24 protein-coding genes and 1 pseudogene are annotated in these 20,998 nt (G+C 63.0%); 18 read left to right on the plus strand and 7 right to left on the minus strand.

What is annotated here, in order from left to right:
* Nucleotides 1–57 precede the first annotated feature (57 nt).
* A complete protein-coding gene (locus N687_RS0114630; RefSeq protein ID WP_231493625.1) occupies nucleotides 58–579 on the plus strand; it encodes a TlpA family protein disulfide reductase in 522 nt (173 codons plus the stop codon).
* Between the two features lie 89 nt (nucleotides 580–668).
* On the opposite strand, the gene N687_RS0114635 is transcribed toward N687_RS0114630, so the two are convergent.
* The 3 genes from N687_RS0114635 to purU form a co-directional block, all read right to left on the minus strand.
* Nucleotides 669–1,430: an arylamine N-acetyltransferase family protein gene (locus tag N687_RS0114635; RefSeq protein ID WP_029422565.1), complete on the minus strand. Its 762-nt coding sequence runs from the start codon at nucleotides 1,428–1,430 to the stop codon at nucleotides 669–671.
* A gap of 82 nt (nucleotides 1,431–1,512) precedes the next feature.
* Nucleotides 1,513–1,971: a hypothetical protein gene (locus N687_RS22385; RefSeq protein WP_051663293.1), complete on the minus strand. Its 459-nt coding sequence runs from the start codon at nucleotides 1,969–1,971 to the stop codon at nucleotides 1,513–1,515.
* Nucleotides 1,972–1,993: 22 nt separating this feature from the next.
* Entirely contained in the window at nucleotides 1,994–2,848 is an 855-nt protein-coding gene (gene purU / locus N687_RS0114645) for a formyltetrahydrofolate deformylase (RefSeq protein ID WP_035463258.1), read from the minus strand.
* Nucleotides 2,849–3,129: 281 nt separating this feature from the next.
* Here purU and N687_RS0114650 point away from each other — a divergent pair, with 281 nt between their 5' ends.
* From N687_RS0114650 to N687_RS0114660, 3 genes are read left to right on the plus strand one after another with little or no spacing between them, the layout of a single operon-like run.
* Nucleotides 3,130–3,708 carry a GNAT family N-acetyltransferase gene (locus N687_RS0114650; protein WP_029422568.1) on the plus strand — a complete coding sequence of 193 codons (579 nt, stop codon included), beginning with the start codon at nucleotides 3,130–3,132 and terminating at the stop codon, nucleotides 3,706–3,708.
* Entirely contained in the window at nucleotides 3,701–4,030 is a 330-nt protein-coding gene (locus N687_RS0114655; RefSeq protein WP_029422569.1) for an antibiotic biosynthesis monooxygenase family protein, read from the plus strand. The genes N687_RS0114650 and N687_RS0114655 overlap by 8 nt, the downstream gene beginning before the upstream one ends.
* 24 nt (nucleotides 4,031–4,054) lie before the next feature.
* Nucleotides 4,055–4,525, plus strand: coding sequence for a DinB family protein (locus N687_RS0114660; RefSeq protein WP_029422570.1), 471 nt, complete (start codon nucleotides 4,055–4,057; stop codon nucleotides 4,523–4,525).
* 26 nt (nucleotides 4,526–4,551) lie between these two features.
* On the opposite strand, the gene N687_RS0114665 is transcribed toward N687_RS0114660, so the two are convergent.
* Nucleotides 4,552–4,956 carry a type II toxin-antitoxin system death-on-curing family toxin gene (locus tag N687_RS0114665; RefSeq protein WP_029422571.1) on the minus strand — a complete coding sequence of 135 codons (405 nt, stop codon included), beginning with the start codon at nucleotides 4,954–4,956 and terminating at the stop codon, nucleotides 4,552–4,554.
* Nucleotides 4,953–5,204 carry a hypothetical protein gene (locus tag N687_RS0114670; RefSeq protein WP_029422572.1) on the minus strand — a complete coding sequence of 84 codons (252 nt, stop codon included), beginning with the start codon at nucleotides 5,202–5,204 and terminating at the stop codon, nucleotides 4,953–4,955. Before N687_RS0114670 ends, N687_RS0114665 begins: the two co-directional genes overlap by 4 nt.
* Before the next feature lie 176 nt (nucleotides 5,205–5,380).
* Here N687_RS0114670 and N687_RS24855 point away from each other — a divergent pair.
* From N687_RS24855 to N687_RS0114730, 10 genes and pseudogenes are all read left to right on the plus strand, one after another.
* Nucleotides 5,381–5,575 (plus strand): annotated as a pseudogene (locus N687_RS24855) (Type 1 glutamine amidotransferase-like domain-containing protein); the annotation flags it as partial.
* A gap of 522 nt (nucleotides 5,576–6,097) precedes the next feature.
* A complete protein-coding gene (locus N687_RS23260) occupies nucleotides 6,098–6,712 on the plus strand; it encodes a sigma-70 family RNA polymerase sigma factor (protein WP_081841431.1) in 615 nt (204 codons plus the stop codon).
* Nucleotides 6,713–6,789: 77 nt separating this feature from the next.
* A complete protein-coding gene (locus N687_RS0114695; protein ID WP_029422576.1) occupies nucleotides 6,790–7,341 on the plus strand; it encodes a GNAT family N-acetyltransferase in 552 nt (183 codons plus the stop codon).
* A gap of 44 nt (nucleotides 7,342–7,385) precedes the next feature.
* Nucleotides 7,386–7,994 (plus strand): FMN-binding negative transcriptional regulator, encoded by a 609-nt coding sequence (locus N687_RS0114700; protein WP_029422577.1) that lies wholly within the window; start codon nucleotides 7,386–7,388, stop codon nucleotides 7,992–7,994.
* Between the two features lie 85 nt (nucleotides 7,995–8,079).
* Nucleotides 8,080–8,475: a GNAT family N-acetyltransferase gene (locus N687_RS0114705; RefSeq protein WP_029422578.1), complete on the plus strand. Its 396-nt coding sequence runs from the start codon at nucleotides 8,080–8,082 to the stop codon at nucleotides 8,473–8,475.
* A 13-nt stretch (nucleotides 8,476–8,488) separates the two neighbouring features.
* Entirely contained in the window at nucleotides 8,489–9,349 is an 861-nt protein-coding gene (locus N687_RS0114710; RefSeq protein WP_035462354.1) for a GNAT family N-acetyltransferase, read from the plus strand.
* Between the two features lie 552 nt (nucleotides 9,350–9,901).
* Nucleotides 9,902–11,044: a substrate-binding domain-containing protein gene (locus N687_RS21290; RefSeq protein WP_035462357.1), complete on the plus strand. Its 1,143-nt coding sequence runs from the start codon at nucleotides 9,902–9,904 to the stop codon at nucleotides 11,042–11,044.
* Nucleotides 11,041–12,006, plus strand: a complete 966-nt coding sequence (gene modA, locus N687_RS0114720; RefSeq protein WP_051663294.1) for a molybdate ABC transporter substrate-binding protein — start codon at nucleotides 11,041–11,043, stop codon at nucleotides 12,004–12,006. Before N687_RS21290 ends, modA begins: the two co-directional genes overlap by 4 nt.
* A complete protein-coding gene (locus N687_RS0114725; RefSeq protein ID WP_029422581.1) occupies nucleotides 12,003–12,806 on the plus strand; it encodes an ABC transporter permease in 804 nt (267 codons plus the stop codon). The genes modA and N687_RS0114725 overlap by 4 nt, the downstream gene beginning before the upstream one ends.
* A gap of 16 nt (nucleotides 12,807–12,822) precedes the next feature.
* Nucleotides 12,823–13,509, plus strand: a complete 687-nt coding sequence (locus N687_RS0114730) for an ATP-binding cassette domain-containing protein (RefSeq protein WP_051663295.1) — start codon at nucleotides 12,823–12,825, stop codon at nucleotides 13,507–13,509.
* A 74-nt stretch (nucleotides 13,510–13,583) separates the two neighbouring features.
* Here N687_RS0114730 and N687_RS0114735 read toward each other — a convergent pair whose 3' ends face one another.
* Complete coding sequence (locus N687_RS0114735; protein WP_029422583.1) at nucleotides 13,584–14,696, minus strand: hypothetical protein; 1,113 nt, start codon at nucleotides 14,694–14,696, stop codon at nucleotides 13,584–13,586.
* Nucleotides 14,697–14,881: 185 nt separating this feature from the next.
* The gene (locus N687_RS0114740) at nucleotides 14,882–15,184 is read right to left on the minus strand and encodes a hypothetical protein (protein WP_029422584.1); all 303 of its coding nucleotides are present in this window, start codon (nucleotides 15,182–15,184) and stop codon (nucleotides 14,882–14,884) included.
* A gap of 157 nt (nucleotides 15,185–15,341) precedes the next feature.
* On the opposite strand from N687_RS0114740, the gene N687_RS22390 reads away from it, so the two are divergent.
* The 4 genes from N687_RS22390 to N687_RS0114760 all read left to right on the plus strand — a co-directional run bounded on the left by N687_RS22390 (nucleotide 15,342) and on the right by N687_RS0114760 (nucleotide 20,980).
* Nucleotides 15,342–16,505, plus strand: a complete 1,164-nt coding sequence (locus tag N687_RS22390) for a murein hydrolase activator EnvC family protein (RefSeq protein WP_029422585.1) — start codon at nucleotides 15,342–15,344, stop codon at nucleotides 16,503–16,505.
* A 116-nt stretch (nucleotides 16,506–16,621) separates the two neighbouring features.
* A complete protein-coding gene (locus N687_RS0114750; RefSeq protein ID WP_051663296.1) occupies nucleotides 16,622–17,620 on the plus strand; it encodes an AAA family ATPase in 999 nt (332 codons plus the stop codon).
* Nucleotides 17,617–18,837 carry a DUF58 domain-containing protein gene (locus tag N687_RS0114755; protein WP_029422587.1) on the plus strand — a complete coding sequence of 407 codons (1,221 nt, stop codon included), beginning with the start codon at nucleotides 17,617–17,619 and terminating at the stop codon, nucleotides 18,835–18,837. Before N687_RS0114750 ends, N687_RS0114755 begins: the two co-directional genes overlap by 4 nt.
* A complete protein-coding gene (locus N687_RS0114760; protein ID WP_029422588.1) occupies nucleotides 18,821–20,980 on the plus strand; it encodes a transglutaminaseTgpA domain-containing protein in 2,160 nt (719 codons plus the stop codon). The genes N687_RS0114755 and N687_RS0114760 overlap by 17 nt, the downstream gene beginning before the upstream one ends.
* Nucleotides 20,981–20,998: the final 18 nt, after the last annotated feature.

The raw sequence follows: 20,998 nt of genomic DNA on the forward strand, positions 1-20,998 counted from the left end.
GTGGGCGGCAGTGTGGATAACGGTACACGGGAAGGAGGCCGTGGGGATTTGCGCAGGATGACATCCAGGGGATTCGTCGCGCTGTGCGCGGGGGTGATTGTCCTGACCGGGTTTGCGTATTTGGCGATCCGCATGGCATCCTCGCAACCGCAGCCGGTGCAGCCGGGCGAGGTTGCTCCCGACATCCAGGGGAAGACGTGGTCGGGCGCCGATTTCTCCCTGCGTGCGCTGCGCGGCAAACCGGTGCTGATCGATTTTTTCACCACCTGGTGCCCGCCCTGTCTGGACGAGACCCCGGACCTGATGGCCTTCGCCGCCGCCCATCGGGGAGAGATTCAGGTGGTGCTGGTCGACCGGGGGGAGGCGCGCGCGACGGTGGCATCGTACATCGCCCGGTTTCACGTGCCGGACGACGTGGCGGTGGTCCTCGACGAGGGGAATCGCTGGTCGGCACCCTATGGGGTCACCGGCCAGCCGGAGGCGTTTTTCATAGCGGCGGACGGGCGGGTGGTGCAGCACACCTTGGGTCCGCTCTCACGGGCGCAGATGGAGGCGGGGGCCAAGGTGGCGGGGAAGTGAGCTACACCGTCTGCAGTGCCTGGGGTTTCAGATGTTGGCAGGCAGGACCGTCCTATGGAGCTTGGCAGCGTGTATCCTTCCTTTATCGATTATCGATGGTTCGCTGGGTCGATACCAAAGCGGCTCCTCAACAAATCGGTTCGTTCTTCATCAGACCGTATCGCCCGACGAGTCTTTTCGGATCCGATGGTCTCAATAAGAAAGTCCCCCGAAATAGAGATTCGGCCATTCGGCGTAGCCATGGAGCAGATGAGCTTGTGGGTAAAATGTGACTCCGGTGATGTTTGTTGGTACACATTCATGTCGTAAAAGTCTTCAAGCTTGCGGGGCTGGAGCGTGAATCGAAATTCTGAGACCCATTCCTCCTCAAGCCTCTTCTGAAAGAAAAGAACGTCTGAATCACGCTCATGTAGTATACGGTACGCCCCACTGACATCCGTGACAACTTGGCCTGATAGTGGCAGTGGGCTGCGAACGGAATCTCCAAACCCGACGTCGACAACATAGTTCTCATCCAGGGTTACTAAAACAACCATGTGATCGAATTCCGGACCAAATGTCCCATCATCCCGTTGGACTTGCCCAGACAGTATGGACACGGAATAGCCGAGGTTTTGCAGGAGCCATCCGAACAACCCGTTCAACTCGTAGCAGTACCCTCCCCGCCTTTTCTCGACAATCTTGTCGTACATGGACTCAAGGCTCAGCTCAATTGGACGGCCATTCATAATGTCCAAGTTCTCAAACGGGACGGTCAACATATGGTGCTCCTGAAGCCGCCGAAGCGATTCGTAGTCGGTACGTACATCCCCCGTGATCCCGATTCGCTCCAGATATTTGTAGGGATTCAAATACATTTCTCTCCTCTCCCTGAAACTCATCCAGCTACCTGGAGGATATCGCACAGCATGTTGCATTGAAATCGACCCATGGTCATAGGCCGATGGTCCTAATCGACAGCACGAACGCCAGGGCCGTGCAGGCGTGCAGCAACACATGCGCGGTGTTCGGGGCCATGCCGCCCCGGCGTGGCAGAAACGTGTGGGTGCCACCGAAGAGCGCCTGATAGCGAGCGAGTCGATCCGGTTCCCACCCGAACCAGTACGGGTGCCACCAGGCCCGGTATTCTCCGAGAAGAAATAATCCGTACAGGAGGACCCACAGGGTCCGCACCCAGACCGGGATGTCCGTGTGCAGGTACCGGATCGTGAGTGCGAACGCCAGCGCGACGGGGACGGTGTTGATGAGGGTATTGCGCAGGTTGACAGAAAAAGGATATACACGCCGGACGGCTCTCGCGTCCGTCCACGGTGGAAGGTGAATCCAGTCGTGGAAGACGAGGAAAATCAGCATGAACGTCTGTACGCCGAGGAACATCCAGCGCAGCGTCATGAGCGGTTTCCCTCCCAGGGTGTCAGGCGAAGACGATGGTCTTGTTGTCGTGAATGAGGATGCGGTCCTCCAGATGCCATTTCACCGCTCGGGCCAGGACGACGCGCTCCACGTGGCGGCCGATGCGTTTGAGGTCGGCGACGGTGGCGCGGTGGTCGACCCGGTGGACATCCTGCTCGATGATGGGGCCTTCGTCCAGCTCGTCTGTCACGTAGTGGGCCGTGGCGCCGATCAGTTTGACGCCGCGATCGTACGCGCGCCCGTAAGGATTCCGCCCGACGAAGGCGGGCAGAAACGAGTGGTGGATGTTGATGATGCGGTTCGGAAACCGCGCGACGAACTCGGGCGAGAGGATCTGCATGTACCGGGCGAGGATGACGACGTCCACCTGCCCGGCGAGCAGGGCGAGCTGTCGGGCTTCGGCTTCGGGTTTTCGATCGCGATCGACCGGCACATGGTAAAACGGCACGCCGAGCGCCTCAACCGGCTCGCGCGCGTCCGGGTGGTTGCTGATGACCATGGCGAGGTCCATGAACAGGTCCCCGGTCTGCCATTGCCACAGCAACTCGAGCAGGCAGTGATCTTCCTTTGACACGAAAATCGCGGCACGCTTGGGTACGCACGCGGGGGCGAGCCGCCACTCCATCTGAAACGCCTCTGCCACCGGTACAAACGCTCTCTCCAGTTCGGGAACACGCTGGAGCATGCCGGGCAAATCGAATTCCACCCGTGTAAAAAACAGGCCGATTTCCGGCGGCGCTGAGTACTGGTCCATCTGCACGATGTTCGCTCCTTGTTGATAGAGAAACTGTGCGATGGCGGCCACGATGCCGGGCTGGTCAGGACACGAGATGAGCAGCCGTGCCCGGTTCGCCAGTTCCTTTGCCGTGTGCGGCTGGTATTGGGGGTACGAGCGGGATCGACGGTCAGCCTGTTGCTCTGTCGTGATGTGCTGTGCCAGCTTGACGTCGTTCAACGGACACCGATCCTTTCAATGATTTTCGCAATTATACCACGGTGGTGTGAGGTCGTCGCAAGAGTGGTTCATACCGCAGAACGGGGAGGATGCACCGGCCGTCGGGCCATCCATTTCTGCATGTTACGGGAGACGGATCGTGATACAATCGTGGAAAGATTGGCAACGGGAGAGCCATTCCGATGTACGAATCACACACCCTGCGCAATGACGGCGACGCATCGATGTTGAATGGTCAGCGGTTGTATCTGCGCCCTCCCCTCCGCGACGAACTTACGTACATCCAGCGCCTGTGGTCCGACCCGGAGACCATGGCTGACGTGGGCGGCGTGCAACTTCTCGACGATGTCCGTGCGATCCGCTGGTTTGAACGGTGGGTGCACCCGGGGGATCCCTCTCGGTTCTATTGCTTGGTCTTTCGCAAGGAAGACCATCAGCCGGTGGGTGAGGCGTATTTCTATAACTTTGACCCCAAGAGCGGGACAGCGATGTATGGAATGAACATTGAGGCGACACATCGGGGACGAGGCTATGCTTCCGAGGTCCTCCGAATCATGACAACGTATTTCTTCACGAAATGTGAGGGGAATGTTCTCATGGACAACATCGCCCTCGACAATGTGCGAGGCCAGAGAGCCTTGTTGCGCTTCGGGTTTGAACCTGACCCGTCCCTGGGAAGCGACGCGTTCTGGGTGAAATTGACACGGGAGCGATTCTTTCGACTTCATTCCATCGAGACGGAGGCGGACACGGATGGGTGATTTCGCACGCACACCCGAACCACCGTACTATGCCGTGGTGTTCACCTCGATGCGAACCGAGGGTGACAATGGTTACGCGGCCATGGCGGAGGAAATGGTGGAGCTCGCAGGGCAGCAACCTGGCTTTTTGGGTGTGGAGAGTGTTCGGGACGAAAACGGCTTTGGGATCACGGTGTCCTACTGGACATCGGAAGAGGCGATCCGCTTGTGGAAGGAGCACGCCCGCCATCAAGTGGCCCAACGGCTGGGGCGGGAAATCTGGTACGAGGGATTTGTCACGCGTGTCTGCAAGGTGGAGCGGGCGTACGCGTTTGAACGCTGATGGATATGGTGGGAGCGTGATGGCATGATCACCCTGTTTCGTTACAACTGGCAGGTTCGGGATGAGTGGTTTGCCTGGTGCAGGGAGGTTCCGGAAGAGGAGTTGACGCGTCAGCGGGTCGGGGGCGTGGGCAGCATTCTGAAAACCCTCTTCCACATCGTGGATGTTGAGCAATCGTGGATTCGCGCGTTGCAAGGAAAACCGGATATTGACTACAGCTTCGAATCCTACCCGACCTTGGCCCGGGTGATGGAGTTGTCGCGCCATTGCAGGGCCGAAGTGGAGCGGTTCGTCATGAGTTGGCGACCGGATATGGAGGGCCGAGTGCTCACCGGTACGAAGCACGACGGGACGCCGTTCTCATATACGTTCGGTGAGGTTCTTCGCCATGTGATCGTTCATGAAATTCATCACATCGGGCAGTTGTCCGTATGGGCGAGGGAGATGGGGCGAGCACCCGTGTCGGCGAGTCTGGTCGGCAGACGGTTGGTTTGACGGGCGATCCGCTTGTCTCGGAAGCGCTAGCCCTCTCGCGAATCTCGGCGACTGTGCGAAGCGATGATGCGTACAATGTCTTCAAACGTGTATCGATGGTTCACCACGTCGACCACAAAATCCTCAGCCTGCTTGGGAGGCATGACGAACGTATACCCGTTGTAGCTCAGGAATTGGAGCAGTGAGAGAAAGGCGGTTCGTTTGTTGGCGTTGTGAAATACGTGATTTTGGGCGAGCGACTCAAACAATGCCGCCGACTTCTCGAAAATGGTCGGGTACGCATCATGGCCGAATGCCGATTGTTTTGGCCGGTTGACCGCCGAGTCCAGCAAATCTGGAAATTTCACGCCGCTCTGTTCATTGGGCGAGAACTCCCTGATGACATACAGATGGATGGCAATGACCTCTTCCGGTGTAAGATATTTGATCATCGATCTTTTAACCCTTCTATCGTCTCTCGATATTGTTCGACATTGGCGCTCAGGGTCTCAAAAAATTTTGGATCAAGCCCAGGCGGGATCGATACGGCCTTGCGAAGTACGATTTGACCTGTCTTCTCGTTTATCATCAGTTCCACATCATCACCCAAGTCCAAATTCAGTTTTTGCAATACCTCCTTTGTGAAGGTGATGCCCAGGCTGTTTCCGATCCGCGTGACCTTCCGGTAAACCCGTTCCATGTACACCGCTCCCCTCGATCAACGGTTCTTCCCCTATTCTATTCTCTGAAACTGTATGCAGCGGTTTATTATACTCGTTATAATCATTCTAACCATTTTCGCGGGGGCGGCAAATGACGGTCTGGATCAACGACTCGAGCTGGCGATTGCCGGGGACAGAGAAGGAAGGGACGGTCATGCGTCAGATCATCGCCATGGGCGGTGGTGGATTTTCGATGGAGCCTGACAATCCGCTGCTCGATGAATATGTCCTTCGTCAATCGAGGCGTGTTCATCCGAAAGTATGCTTCTTGCCCACGGCGAGCGGGGACGCGGAAGGCTATATCGAACGCTTTTACGAGGCATTCCGGCGATTCGATTGTGAACCGGCGGAAACGAACGAACGTGGTGAGGCGATTCTGTTTGCCTTTGACTATCCAGGGGCGTGCGGATGGGGGCCTTCATGGAGTGAGGCGGCGAACAGGTTGCGCCTAGATTTGCGGATGACACACAGGCGAGACGAACAATGATTTTCAGACGACTCGCACGTTGAGTTTATCCAAACCCATAACACGGAAACAGCTGTCGGACTGTATAGACTCCTCGAACCATGTTGTTCTGACCATCCTCACGATGCTCGCCAGACGCATCTGAGCTCAGCCCCGCGTATCCATTCGGCCTGTTCATTCGTTTTCATGGTGTCAACGGAAAGGAGGCTGCTGGCGTGGTTCCCAGCCGTGAGACGAGAGGGACGAGGGAACCTTCCGTGCCGGATGAGGAGAGTCTGTCGGCGTATCGTCACTCGTTGATCCGATACTGCGAATGCCTCGGCGCGACCCGCCGGGATGCGGAGGATATGGTGCAGACCACGCTGCTCAAGGCACTGACGGCCTACAAAGCGGGCGTGCGTCATCGTGCGTCATCCCAACGTGCCGGCTTGGTTGCGGCGGATCGCAAAGAATTCATGGATCGATCACGTTCGCAAACACAGCCTGTCCCATCCGCACGGGCCATCGGAACTGGCGGTTCGGTCTGAACCCGCGTTCCACAACGAATGGGCTGAACTGGAAGAGGCGTTGCAAATCCTGTTGACCAAGCTGACGCCCAAGCAGCGGATGGTCTTCCTCCTGTGCGAGGCGTTCCAATATACGGACCGGGAGACAGCCGAGCTGCTGGGCATCAGCCGCGGAGCCGTGAAGGCGGCCCTGCACCGCGCCAGGGTCCGGCTGGCGGCAGTGCGGCGCGATCCGGAGGACGCACATGAAGGCGCGGCGGTTCAGCGCCCCAACAGCGAGGTGATGATCCATCAGCCGCACGGCGGGGCGAGAGGCCAGGCATCCGACATGAAGATCCATGCGGACTGGATGTTGAAAACGCGGGAGAAAATCAACCACGTGCTGGCCAAACACACCGGGCAATCCGTGGAGCGGATTGCGGCAGACACGGACCGGGATCGATTCATGAGCGCAGAAGAAGCGAAGGCATACGGCCTGATTGACGAAGTGATTCGTCCTGCCGACTTGGCCTGACGTTTGCGCACTGGTTCATTTTGTTGTATTCTAGCGGACAATTCATAGTTTGCAGAGGCAGATGCGAGGTGAACTCCTTGCACACCGGTTACTCCATTCGCAGGGCGACCGTGGATGATGCGGCGGCTGTGGCCAGGGTCCACGTCGACAGTTGGCGGACGACATACCGAGGCATCGTGCCCGACGCCTTTTTGGACGGGATGTCCTACGCGGAAAGTGAAGCTCGGTGGCGCAGGCGATTTGAACAATCATCCGAGAAATACGCTATGTTCGTGGCGCAGGACGAGACAGGCCGCATCGTCGGATTCGCCGACGGCGGGCCGATACGAAAGGCCGATCCCGATTTCGACGGTGAACTGTACGCCATCTATTTGCTGGAGGCGCACCAGCGCCGCGGCTTGGGGCGGAGATTGCTCCGCCAAGTCGCGGAACATCTGGTGCAGCACGGCATGCATGGGATGCTGATCTGGGCCCTGGCCGACAATCCAGCGTGCCAATTCTACGCTGTCATGGGCGGGCGGCCCGTGCGGGAAGGCGAGCTGGAGGTCGGCGGAAAGTGGTTGAAGGAAGTGGGATACGGTTGGCCCGACCTGACCGGCTGGCTCCGGATGCAGGTCACACAACACTGAAAAAATGCGCTACCATGGCACCATGAGCCAGAGGGGGATTGCGCATGTATGTACCGAAGGCGTTTTCAATGGACGATCCGCAGGAAATCGCCCACTTCCTCCGCGATCACAGCTTCGGCCTGCTCATCAGCACCTCAGGTGGCGAGCTGACGGCCACCCACCTGCCGTTCGTCTTTGACGCCGATGGCCGGCGCCTGTGGGCGCACATGGCGCGGGCCAATCCACAGTGGCGAGACCTGCACGGGCAGACGGCCCTGGTGGTGTTTCAAGGGCCGCACGCCTACATCTCGCCGTCCTGGTATGAAGTGCCACAGTCTGTACCGACCTGGAACTATGTCGCCGTGCATGTGTATGGGAGGTGCAGCGTGATCGAAGACGAAGGCGAGTTGGCCGACCTGCTGGCGAAGACGGTGCGGTTCTACGAGCCGGATTCGCGGCTGCCGGAGGAGGCGGGTGAGCCCTACTACCGCAACCTGATGCGGGCTGTCGTCGGCTTTCGACTGGACATCGAGCGGATCGAGGGCAAGGCGAAGCTGAGCCAGAACAAGCCGCCCGAGGTGCGCCGACGGGTGATAGAGGCCCTGGGCCGGACCGGGGACGCCGAGGCGCAGGAGGTCGCGGCGTGGATGCGGCGGCTGGAGGATGGGCGGTAGTGGATCGCGGTGAGGATGGGGCGTCCGGTCAGCGCCATCTCAGATAGATCCTTCAGCATTTTGGGCAATGAAAGGTGGGATTGGCATGATTACCTACCGGGTGAACGCCCCCGTCTCCGCCGCGCAGGTGGCGGAGGTGTTTGAGCGGTCCGGCATTCGCCGGCCGACCGAGGATTTGCGGCGCATCGAGGCGATGCTCCGCCATGCCAATCTCACCGTCACCGCCTGGGACGGGGATCGATTGGTGGGCATTGCTCGGTCCCTCACGGACTTCGTCTACTGTTGCTATCTGTCCGATCTCGCTGTTGACCGCGACTACCAACGCCAGGGCATCGGCCAGGCGCTGATCCGGGAGACGCAGGCACAGCTCTCCAATCAGGTGTCTCTCATCCTGTTGGCCGCGCCGACCGCAATGTCGTACTACCCGCACATCGGGTTTGCGAAGGCGGACAACGCGTGGATCATCCCGCGGACGCGTTGAGCGGGAAATGGGCATGGACGCACAGGAGCGGATCGGCATCTTGGGGCGGGAAGACGAAGGTGCTCTCCGGGCATTGGCCGAGCGGGTGGGTTGGCAGTTCGCGCGGGAGCAGACGTCGTTGTTTCTGAATGGGCTCGGCCGCGTCAGAGGCGCTTGGCGCGGCGCGGCGTTGATCGCCAGCGCGGGACTCTATTTGTATGACGGGAGAATCGCATCGCTGGGCAATGTCATGGTGGACCCGCAGTTTCGGCGCAAGGGCTTGGCCACCCGGTTGGTGACCGAATGTCTCGCGGAGGCGAAGACCGTGGGAGCGCCGGTCCTGTTGGTGGCGACCCCGATGGGTGAACCGCTCTACCGAAAGCTGGGGTTTCAGACCATCGGGTATGTGCATCGTCTGGAGATCGATCCCGCCGACACACCGGCAGCAGGGTCGTCCTTGTCGATTGACGTCCGGCCGTTGCCGCCGGGCGATCTCGAGGAGATCGTCCGTTTGGACCAGCGGGCGTTCGGTGCATGCCGGAGCACCGTCTATGAGACCCTGTTCGCCCTGCGCACACCGGGATGGGGCTATCGCGATGCAGATGGCGCGCTGCTCGGTTTCACCTTTGCCATTCGAAAGCCATCCGCCCTCTGCCTCGGCCCCGTCGTCGCGCGGGACGTGTCGATCGCCCTGGCCTTGGTCCGGCGAGTGTCCAGCGGTTGGACGGTGCCGGTGCGGGTGGATGTGCCGCATGAGCAGACGGCGTTCCGATACCGGCTGATGGCGGGCGGGTTCCGGGAACGCATGACTTCCCCGGTGATGCGCATCGGTGCCGACAGCCTGCCGGGAGAGCGGACCAGGTTGTTCGCCCTGCTCGACCCGGCCCTGGGGTGAGCACCTGGCGCCGACTCGATCCCGCCAACCTCTGCGCCTGCCACCCTTGCTGTACGACACGAGCCCCCGTCGATGAGAGGGTAAAAACGATTTTCCTCTTATCGGCCTGGTGGGACAGTACGGTAAACAACTTTTTCACGTTATAGAGGGCCGGAGCGGATCGATTAAGGTGGAAATATTCATAATCGGGGTCGCCGAAGCCGCGGCCGCCTCCCATTAAATGCAAATCCTTTACTATAAATCTCTTCATCCCCTCTGGTAAGTACGAAATGGTTGCAATCGCCTCGCGATCTCGCTGGAATAAAGTACATTCGTTCACTACCAAACACGGTGGTATTCACCATACCTCCGGCGGCCGTACCTGCTTCCCCCCAGCACGATGAAATTTCGTGGCTTCTCGCCTTCCGGGCCTTGATCCTCACGGCCCATTGGTCGTATGCTGTCCTCATAGCTACTCTCGCTTGCGTTCCGCTAACCATAGTAGCATCCCGCGGCGGAACGGGCACGGATGAATGGACGCATGCGAGCACGAACGCAGAGGAGGGACTCTTGGTGCGGCCGACGGATGCAGGGGATGAGGCCGCGTTGGGCCGGCGGATTTCAGAGCGGAGACGGCGGCTGGGGATGAGCCAGGACGCCTTGGCCGCGCGGCTCGGTGTGAGCCGGCAGTTCATCGGGGCGCTGGAGGCCGGGCGGAGTCTGCCGTCCATCCGGGTGGCCATCCGGTTGGCGCGCATCCTCGGCACCACGGTGGAGGCGCTGTTTGGCGATGATCATCCCGCCGTTCGCTGGGGGGACCCGGATTCGCCGCCCCGGCCGGGCGTCCGCGTGCGGTTGGCGAGCGTCGACGGGGATGTGGTGGTGTTTCCCCTGCGGGATCGCGGGGCGGGCACGTTGGCGGACGGCGTGGTGGGCCCGTCCGGCCAGCCGGAGCCCGTGCAGGCTTCGCGGATGGCATGGGCGGAGAAGACCGTGGCCATCGCCGGATGCGATCCCGCCCTCGCCCTCCTCAGGGACTGGCTCGCGGACACCGGCGCGCCAGTCCGGGTGGTGGAGCTTCCCTGGGGCAGCGGTGCGGCGGTGCGGGCGCTGGCGGACGGACGCGTCCACGTGGCCGGCGTGCACGGGCACCTTTTTGCGGCGCTCGCCCAGGTGCGCGGCGAGGTGGAAACGTCTGGTGCGGGTACATCTGGTTCGCACGCGTCCTACGATCCGCTGGTGCGCGTCCACTTTGCCCGCTGGGAGGTGGGCGTGGCCGTCCAGCCCGGCAACCCGAAAGGCATCCAGGGACTGGAGGACCTGGGGAGGCCGGACGTGCGCTGGGTGCGACGGCCGGCTGCGACGGCGGTGGCCGCCCTCTACGACGCCGCGCTACCCCACGACGCGGGCCCGGTGCGGTGGACGCCGGTGGCGGCCATGGACCACATTCAGGCCGCGGAGATGATCGTTCTGGGCGTGGCCGACGCCGGGTTGACCACGTCGTTCGCCGCCCATGTGTACGGCCTGCCCTTTCAGGCGGTGGAGGAGCACCGCTTCGAATGGGTTCTGCCTTTGCGCCGCCTGTCGGAACCGGCCGTGTCGGCCCTGCTGGACACGTTGCGCACGGGTGCCTTCCGACGCCAGATGGAGACCTTGTGGGGATACGATGTCACACGCCTCGGCGATGTGGTGGAGGCGGAAGGAGGAACCGTATGAGTCAGGACGCAAACAAAAGCATGCCGGTCCATGGAGGGCCGGGGATCCCAACCAGCCCACGCAAATCTCGTGTGCGGACAAGACTCGGGATGTCGATGGCCGCCGCAGCGGCCGCCATCGCCCTGGTGGCCGGATGCGGGACCGGGGCGGGGACCGGCGGAGTGAATGGGGCATCCGGCGGCGGATCGAACGGTGGCTCAAACGGCGGACCGAACGGTGCAGCTGCGGGTGGCGCCGGAAACGGCGGTGTGCAGACGACCTTGACGGTCGATGCCGCCGCATCCCTGACCACCGCGTTCCAGCAGCTCGGACAGGCGTTCGAGAAATCCCACCCGGGCGTGACGGTGCACTTCAACTTTGCCGGCAGCCAGACCCTGGTGGCGCAGATGGAACAGGGGGCGCCGGCGGATGTGTTCGCCAGCGCCGATGAGAAGAACATGGACAAGCTGAAGCAGGCGGGGCTGGCCGCCGCGCCGTCGACCTTCGCGAAAAACGCGCTTGTGCTCATTACGCCGAAGGACAACCCGGCCGGCGTGCACGCGTACGCTGACCTCCCGAAGGCGCGGCGCGTGGTGCTCGGGGTGCCGGATGTGCCCATCGGGACGTATGCCCGGCAGTCGTTGCAGAAGGCGGACGCCGTGTACGGCGGGAATTTCTCCAAGCAGGTCCTCTCCCACGTGGTGTCCCAGGAGACGGATGTCAAGCAGATCGTCAGCAAGGTGGCTCTCGGTGAGGCGGATGCGGCCTTCGTGTACCGCACCGACGCGATGGGCGGAAACCGCGACAAACTGCAGGTGATCCCGGTGCCGGACCCGGTCAATGTGACGGCGACCTATCCCATCACGGTCGTGGGGCGGTCGGCCCACCAGGATGCGGCGCAGGCGTTCGTCCAGTTCGTGCTGTCCAAGGCGGGACAGGAGATCTTGCAGGAGAACGGCTTCTTGCCTGTGTCGTCGCCATGAGGCGTCTGTCGTGGGGATGGATGCCCGCCATCCAGTGGGGCTTCGGCGTGGTGCTGGTCCTATTCATGGCCGTCCCGGTCGTGAGCCTGTTTCTCTCGGTGACGCCGCGGCAGTTTTTCGCCGCCTTCGCGGAGCCGGTCGTCCAGGACGCTCTGTGGCTGAGCCTTCGGACCAGCTGCATCGCCATCTTGCTCGTGATCCTGTTCGGGACGCCGCTCGCGCATCGGTTGGCCACAGGGGCCTCGTTTCCCGGGCGGTCAGCCCTCGAGGCCCTGCTGCAAGTGCCGTGGGTGACGCCGCCGGCGGTGGCCGGGCTGGCGCTTCTGATGGCGTTCGGCCGCAACGGTTTGATCGGTAGCCATCTGGCTGACTGGGGGATCTCGCTACCTTTCAGCACCGCGGCCGTGGTGGTGGCGCAGGCGTTCGAGGGCTCTGCCTTCTACGTGCAGACCGCGCGGCAGGCGTTTTCGGGGGTCGATCGCGGTCTTGCCGAGGTGTCCCGCACCCTCGGCGCGGGCCCCTGGCGGACATGGCTGGGGTTGGAGATCCCGATGGCGCTGCCGGGCTTGCTGACGGGCGCAGCGATGGCCTGGTCGCGGGCCCTCGGGGAGTTCGGTGCGACCATGCTGTTCGCGGGCAACCTGCAGGGCGTGACGCAGACCATGCCGCTGGCCATCTACACCGTCCTCGAGCAGGACGTGGGTGCCGCGGTGTCGCTCGCCATCGTGCTGATGGTGTTCGGCTTTGGGCTGTTGTGGGCGCTGTCGAGGTTGCGCCAGCGGGCGATCGGACCGGGTTGAAAGGGGGCGCGTGCGGTTGCAACGTGGGCTGTTCTTCGATATCCAGGTACCGCTGTCCGCGTTCCACCTGGCGATCCGCGCCGAGGTCAGTCCCGGCGTCACGGCGGTGGTGGGGCCGAGCGGATCGGGGAAGACCACCCTGCTGCGGGCGTTGGCGGGCCTGACGGTGCCAGCGGACGGGTTCATCCAGTTGAACGGACGGATTCTGTTTTCGGCGAAGGAGGGCATTCACGTGCCGCCCGAACGCCGGCGGGTCGGCTATGTGCCCCAGCAGTACGGGTTGTTTCCGCGGTTGCGCGTGATCGACAACGTGATGTACGGATTGAAGGCCAGAGGCGTGCCGCGGATGGAGCGCCGGCGTCGGGCGATGGCCATGTTGGAGCGGATGGGCATCGCCCACCTGGCGGATCGGAGGCCCGCGGAACTGTCGGGCGGCGAGGCGCAGCGGGTGGCCTTGGCGCGGGCGTTGGTGGTGCAGCCGGACTATCTGCTGCTCGACGAGCCGCTCTCCGCACTCGATCCAGAGACGCGGCGGCAGTTGCGGTCGTTTTTGCGGGCCGTGCTCGCGGACGCCGGGTGCCCCGTGGTATGCGTCACCCACGACCGGGAGGACGTCGCCACCCTGGCGGATGCCGTGTTGGCGGTGGAACAGGGGCGGGCGGTGGCGGCAGGATCGCCCAGTGAAGTGCTCGCGAAAGCGTGAGAAGCCGCGGCAGCGTGCCGCGGCTTCTCACCTGGAGGGCGTCGATCCCATAGGCTGGATTTCTCGAAGCGGGGTCAGCCCTGGGGTGTGGCGTCCGTGCTGTTTGTGTCCGTGCTGTTTGAGGTCGTGCTGTTTGTGGCTTCCGTACTGTTCGTCGTGTTGGTGCCGTTGTCAGTGCCAGTGGCGTTATCCGTCTGATCGAACAGGCTCTGGTGCTGGAACCCCGGGTCAATCTCCTTGCCGTCCGCCGTCTTGATGGGGTCCTGCGATACGGGGAAGACATAGTCGACCTGCCACAGGCCGCTTGGGTCCTTCATGATGCCCCAGTCGACGACCTGCTTGTAGGACGTCTGGGTGCCGTCGGCGAACGTCACCTTGTCCGTCTCCTGCAGCTCCACGAGCAGGTGCGTGTCGTCCACTTCGCCCTCGCGCACGATGGTCCACGAGGCGTCATCCAGGCTGCCCGACGTGATCCCGTTGGCCTGGGCGAATTTCGTCCAGGCAGCATCGGGCGACTGCGCTTCGGCCTGCGTCACCTCGTCGATCAGGTCCTGCGTGGCGTATCCGCGCGACCGAAGGTCTCGGAACAGCGCGACCGGATCGTCCTCGGCGGTCAGATTGGTGGTGTACGCATCGACCGCGTACAGGACATCCTCGGGCTGGTAGTCGGTCAGGTTGTTGTCCGTCTCCATGGTCCACTTCGTCCCGTTCCAGTCGGGCGTCACGCCGACGCCGCGCAGGATCTGCATCACGTACCAGACCGGCATGAAGGTGGTCGCGGATTTGGAGGCGGGATCGATGTCGACGATGCCGACGACCTTTTTCGCCAGCTTGCCGTTCACGTAGATGTTGAGATTCCCCGTGCCGACCTGGATGGAGGACAGGTCCGGCGTCTCGCCGGCCGGGGTGCTGATGCGCCAGTTGCGGCCGTCCCACTGGCTCTGAATCCCCAGGTGGCGGAGGGCTTGCATCACGTACCAGATGGGCATGTACGCGGTGTTGCTGTAGGTGAAGCCGTACGGCTTGGACATCACGTGATCGTTGAGGTCGATCTCCTTGAGCACCATGGCATGCTTTGGCTTGGCAGTGGATGTCGCGGCGGACGCAAGCGCCGGATGGATGGCGAGTGCGGCGAAGAGGCTGGCGGCCGATGTCAGACCGAGCCCGATGCGGCGGTGTTTCGTCAACTGGATTCACCCATTCCGTGAGTTGATGGTCACGCGGAGCGAATATATCATGGCTGTGTGGAAATTGTCGATAGGAAGAAATGGGGATATGTGGAATAGATATCTAGATCCGCCCCGGGAGGTGGCGCCAGCCATGATGGCGGGCGCCGTTCGGTGCTCTTGGGCCGGTTCACGCATCGGTTCACTCAGTTCAGTGGCGTGACGTGCAGATCGGGGTGCTTGGCCTTGAGATTTTCTACATACTGAGTCAGGCTCTCCCGGTCCGGGAAGGTCACCGAGGTGATCTCCTGGATCCCGCGCGAGCGGTTCCCGCGCACAAAGTGGCCCACCGAGGTGGAACTGCCATACACGATGTGCCGCGTCCACGGATCGTCGGAGAAGAAGTATTCCAGTACCTTGTAGGGTTCGTGCGCAACCACGTCCTGCATTGCAATCACCCGCCGCATGTTCGATTCAAAGGATTGGGTCCAGATCTTATAGGACCACATTCCCTGCTCGAATTCAAGGGAACCTGGGGTTTTGTGTCCGAATGGGCAGGAATGTGGCGATTGGTGTCGAAGGGATCACGGCGTGAGACTGTGAAATTTGCGAACGGGGCGGACGCGAGGACGTTACATAGCGGGTATTGAGGTGATTCTCTTCTCCATGAGACGCGGGATTTGGTTGGTGTTGGCGGCATTCGGGGCGAGCACCATCGTGCTGCAGCCCGCCCTGTCGTACGCGGACAAGCTGTCGGACGCGAAGAAGAAGGCCGAAGACTTGCAGCAGCAGGAGAAGAGCACACAGGCCAAGATCTCGCAGTTGAAATCCCAGGAGCAGACCCTGCAGCAACAGATTCAGGACCTGGAAGATAAGATTCAGTCCTTACAGGTGTCCATCGACAAGACGCAAGCGGACATCGACAAACAGACGGCAGAAATCAACCAGCTCAAGCAGAAAATTGAGGATACACAGAAACAGATCGACGAGCAGTACGGCGTCCTCGCGGATCGGGTGCGCGTGATGTACGAGGCCGGACAGGCGTCGTATCTGGACGTATTGTTCTCTTCGACCAGCTTCTCCGACCTGCTCGACCGGCTCGAGCTTCTGGAACGGATCGCGCAGCAGGACAAGGCGGTGCTGGAGGATATCCGGGCGAAGAAGCAGCAGCTCGACGCCGAACAGCAGCAGATGAACGCTCAGCTCGCCCAGTTGCAGAGCCAGCGCCAAGTGCTGGCACAGCAAAAGCAGCAGCAGGAACAGGCCCAGCAGTCGCAGCAAAAACTGTTGGCGCAGGTTCACGCGCAGCGCGTCAACGAGGAATCGCAGCTCAACAGCGAGAACGCGGCGCTCAAGAGTCTGCAGAAGTTGATCGCGCAGTTGGAGGCCGAACAAGGCGGGTACACCGGGCCGGCGGGCGGCTGGACGTGGCCTGTGCCAGGCTACCGCACCATCAGCTCGGGGTATGGTTGGCGCAGTTGGTCGGACGGATCGCGCGAGTTTCACAACGGGATCGACATCCCGGCGCCCCTCGGCACCCCCATCGTGGCGGCGACCAGCGGCAAGGTGCTGTACGCAGGGCCGGCCAGCGGCTTCGGCGATTGGATCGTGATCCAGTCCTCCGGCGGCCTGTTGGAGATCTACGGCCACATGTACGCGTACCAGATCAAGGTGCACCCAGGCCAGGTGGTCCACACGGGACAGACCATCGCTGCGGTGGGCAGCAATGGGTTTTCCACCGGGCCGCACCTGCACTTCACCATCGCCACAGGGTTCGACAGCTCCGGCTTTCCGGTCTCCGTCGATCCGACGAAGTACGTGGGCAAGTGATCCCCCTCCTCTGCGGGGGATTTTTCTATTCTTTCTAACGAATTTCATCCCCGACCAGGTGAAAACGGCGCCCTCGCCATGTACACTCGAACTTAGAACGGTTCGAGACAGGAGGAATGCGTGTGGCTCTCTCGCCCACGACACACCTGGAGTTCGACGGCTGGCGGCCTGAGTTGCAGGCCGTGGTCGACAATGTGGAAAAGGTGATCATCGGCAAGCAGGATGTCATCCGGCTCGTCTTGGTCGCGCTGTTGGCGGGCGGCCACTGTCTGATAGAGGACGTGCCGGGCGTCGGCAAGACGATGTTGGTGCGCGCGTTCGCGCGTTCGCTCGGCTGCGAATTCAAGCGGATTCAGTTCACACCCGACCTGTTGCCCTCGGATGTCACCGGCATCTCTGTCTACAACCAGCAGCGGCAGGCGTTCGAGTTCCGGCCGGGACCGATTTTCGGCCAGATCGTGTTGGCCGACGAGATCAACCGCACCTCGCCGAAGACCCAATCGGCGCTCCTGGAGGCGCTGGAGGAACGCAGCGTCACGGTGGACGGCCGCACCTATCCGCTCGCCAATCCGTTTTTCGTGATGGCGACGGAGAATCCGATTGAGTTCGAAGGGACCTTTCCATTGCCGGAAGCCCAGGTGGACCGGTTTCTGCTGAAATTTTCAATGGGTTACCCTTCGTTTGACGACGAGGTCATGATGTTGGGCCGCCAGCAGGCGGGCCATCCCATTGAGCGAATCCAGGCGGTCGCCGGCCCAGAGGACGTCGTCGCGTGGCGCCAGGACGTGGCCTCCGTCCGCGTGGAGGACAGCATTCGCGCCTACATCGTGCGCTTGGTGCATGCGACGCGCGCCCATCGCCAGGTGTACCTCGGCGCGAGCCCGCGCGCCAGCATCGCCCTGTTCAAAGCGGCGCAGGCGTTGGCCTACGTGTGCGGCCGCGATTATGTGGTGCCGGACGATGTACGATACCTGGCGCCATTCGTGCTCCAACACCGTGTGCTGCTGTCTGCCGACGCCCGGCTCTCCGGTGTGCAGGTCGGCGATCTCCTGCGTGACCTGGTCGGCCAGGTCGCCATCCCGGCCGTGCACACCGCGGGGCGGTCCGGGCGATGAAGGCGGCCGCACTGCTCGCCGGTGCCCTGGCGGCCCTCGTCGCCTGTTGGGTATTCGCCAATCTGCAAGGCGGGTTTCTGCCCTGGTTTCTGTTTGGCACCGTCGCGGTCCTCGCGCTGTATGAAGGGTTGACCGCGTGGCTCCCGCTGCGGCGGGTCACCGTGGCCCGCCGCCTATCGGCCCGCCGGCTGTCCAGCGGCCAACCGCTGACGGTGCAGATCACCGTCCAGCGCGGGATACCCTGGCCGTTGGCGTGGTGGCGGGCGGCCGACCAATTGCCGGCCGCGTGGGATGGACGAGCCACCGGGGCCCAGCAGATCACCCTGCCGCTGTGGGGTCGGACGTGGACCTTCACCTACCGGATCTCTCATCTTCCGCGGGGGGTGTACACCCTGCCCGGTGTACTGCTGGAAGCAGGCGATCTGCTCGGCCTGCTCAGCCGGACCCGGACTTGCTCGTGCCACGAGGAGATCATCGTCTATCCGCAGGTGGTTCCGGTGCGCGGTTGGATGGGCCACCGGCCCGAGGAGCGGGGGCTGCAGCAAGCCACTCGGCGGCGCAGCGAGGAATCGAGCAACGTCATCGGCGTGCGCGACTACGCGCCGGGCGACCGGCTGAGCCGCGTGCACTGGCCGGCAACCGCGCGGAGAGGGGTGCTGCAGGCCAAAGAGTTTGAGCTGCACGTCACCGGACAACTGGCATTCCTGCCCGACCTGTCCCGCCGTTCGTTTCACCGCACAGACCCGTCGGTGTTTGAATTGGAGATGGTGATCGCAGCGTCCTTGATGAAGTACGCGGCGGACGCCCGCCGCCCTTTTACGGCGCTGTTCCACCGCACCGGACTGACCTCCTTGGGGCCAGGGGCCGACGACGCGCTGCTGTTTCGCTGTCTGTTCGAGCTGGCCCTGGCCAGGCCCGATGGCGGCGTGGACTTTCCCACCACCCTCAGACGGGTCGCTCAGGAGATCCCGGTGGGGGCGACGTTGGTGGTGATCTCCCCGGACATCGGGCGGGAGGCGGCGGTGGCGGCTGACCTCGCGCGGCGGCGCGTGCAGATGGAATGGTTCGTGCCCCTGGCCGGCCCTGCGCTGAGCCACGCGCAGCGGGAGGGGCTGGCGGCGCTGGCCGCCGCCCGCGTGGATCTCCATCTCATCCGGACCCCGGAACAGCTCAGCGATCTTCGGGCGGGGGGTGTGGAACATGTGGCGCCTGTCTGACGGGGGCTGGCCGCGGGCGGTGCTGTGTCTGTTCGCGGCAGCTTGGATCTGGCTGTTTCTCCTGCCGATGGAGCGTTTCGGCCTGCTGGTGAACGCCCGGGGCTTTCTTCCCATCCTGCTCGCCCTGGCTGTGATCCACTGGCTGCCCTGGCGGTGGCTGCGGGCAGGAGCCGCACTGGTGCTCTCCTACGTCGCGGTCGCGGTCTATTTTGCGCCGGGCATGCCGTGGGCGGGCCGTCTGGCCTGGGTGTGGAGCCATGAACGGCGCCAGGCGGTGGCGATGTTGCGGGATCACGCCCTGTCCGATCCGCTTCAAACCCATCTGTTTATCCTCGGCCTGTGCGCCATGTACTGGTTGGTCGCGTACGCGATCCGGCGGACGCGGCTGTGGGTGTTCTACAACCTGCTCGGCGTCGGCGTCCTCGGGTTGATCGACGCCAACACCCCGGTTCACCCGGATGGGGTGATGGTGGGGGTGTTGGCGCTGTTCCTGATATCGCTGGGCGTCGCCCAATTCATGCGGCTGAACCACCGGGCGCACGGCGCTGGCCCGCGCCCCGCCCGCTTCTTCGTTCCGCTGGCCGCGGTGCTGGCCGTATCCCTGGCGGCGGGTTGGGGGTTGCCCAAACGGGGACCTGTGTGGGCGAACCCGTTGGCACCGGCCGGCGGCGGGACGGGTGGCGGCGTTCGGGTCATCGGCTACCAGGTGGACAACTCCCATCTGGGAGGTTCTTTCGTGATGGACCACACGCCCGTGCTGGCCGTGGTCACCGATTACCCGGCGTACCTGCGCGGACAGGTGTATGACCTGTACACGGGCAAGGGGTGGATCGCGGGGCAGCAGCAGATCAGCACGTACTCCTACGGCCAGCGGGTGGCGTCCGGGACCGTGGAGGCGTCTGTCCTGCCGGGGAAGGCGGTCCGGCAGACCGTGACCGTTTTGGCCCCTCACCTCAATGCCGGCGTGCTCTTCGGCGCGTACATACCGAGTATCCTCTGGTCATTCAACGGCCAGGGCTCGGGCACCCTGATGGTGGATCCGCACCAGGGCACGTTCTTCGCCCGTCCGCTGCACCAAGGGGATGTGTACACCCTGGAGAGTTACGAGCTCCAGGCCCCGGGGCCCAAGCTGGCCGGCATCCCGCTCCCGGCGCCGGACGGCAGGGACACGCACCTCCCGCCGAGCGTCCTGGCCGATCTTGAGGTGCCCGCCAGCCTCCCGCAGCGGGTGCGAGACTTGGCACGCCAGGTGACGAGCGGATCGTCCGGTGAGTACGACGCTGTTCAGCGCGTGGCCGCCTACCTTCAAGCGAATTACCAGTACGCGACGGACGGCATCCCGGTCCCCGGGCCGAACCAGGATTACGTGGATCAATTTTTGTTCGAGACGAAAAGAGGGTACTGCAACAACTTCTCCACGGCCATGGCGGTGATGCTGCGGACCATCGGAGTGCCCGCGCGGTGGGTGACCGGGTTCACGGAGGGCTCGGTCGATCCCGCTTATGGCGGCCCAGGCCAGCGGTACACCGTGGAGAATGCGGACGCCCATTCTTGGGTTGAGGTGTACTTCCCTGGGGTCGGATGGGTGCCTTTTGACCCGACGCCCAACTTTTCGATGCCGTATCTCCCGGCGCAGTCCAATCCGTCGGCGGGATCGACGGATGAAGGCAACACCACGCAGCCTGTCCAGCCGCCCAAACCACCGCAGGACCCATCTGACGTGTCCGGCGGCAACACGCAGGGGCCGGGCGGCGGACTGGGGCCCTGGCTGTGGCGGGGGCTAGCGGCGCTGGTTGCGATTGCGGCCGCCGGCGGCGTCCTCTTCCGAAGGCGGCTGCGCTCCTGGTGGCACCACCGGGCGTGGCGCGGGGAACCGGTACAGGCGATGTGGGCGGGCCTTCAGCGCCTGATAGGGCTGTTGCGCAAGAACGGGGATATCCCACAAGGCGCTGCCACGCTTCGGGATCTGAAGCGGGCGGCACGCGTGTACGGCATCCCGGAGCCGGAGTACCGGCACTTGGTGCGCACGGCCGAGTCGGCATTCTACGGCGACGCCGCCGTCCCGCCCGAGGAGGCGGAGCAGGTGCGGCGGACCTGGTCCCGCTGGCTGGAAGCGGCCCTGCATTGGCCGGGGAAGCGCTGACGGCCCGCCGTCCGGGCG

The organism is Alicyclobacillus macrosporangiidus CPP55 (genome assembly GCF_000702485.1).
Classification (GTDB): domain Bacteria; phylum Bacillota; class Bacilli; order Alicyclobacillales; family Alicyclobacillaceae; genus Alicyclobacillus_H; species Alicyclobacillus_H macrosporangiidus_B.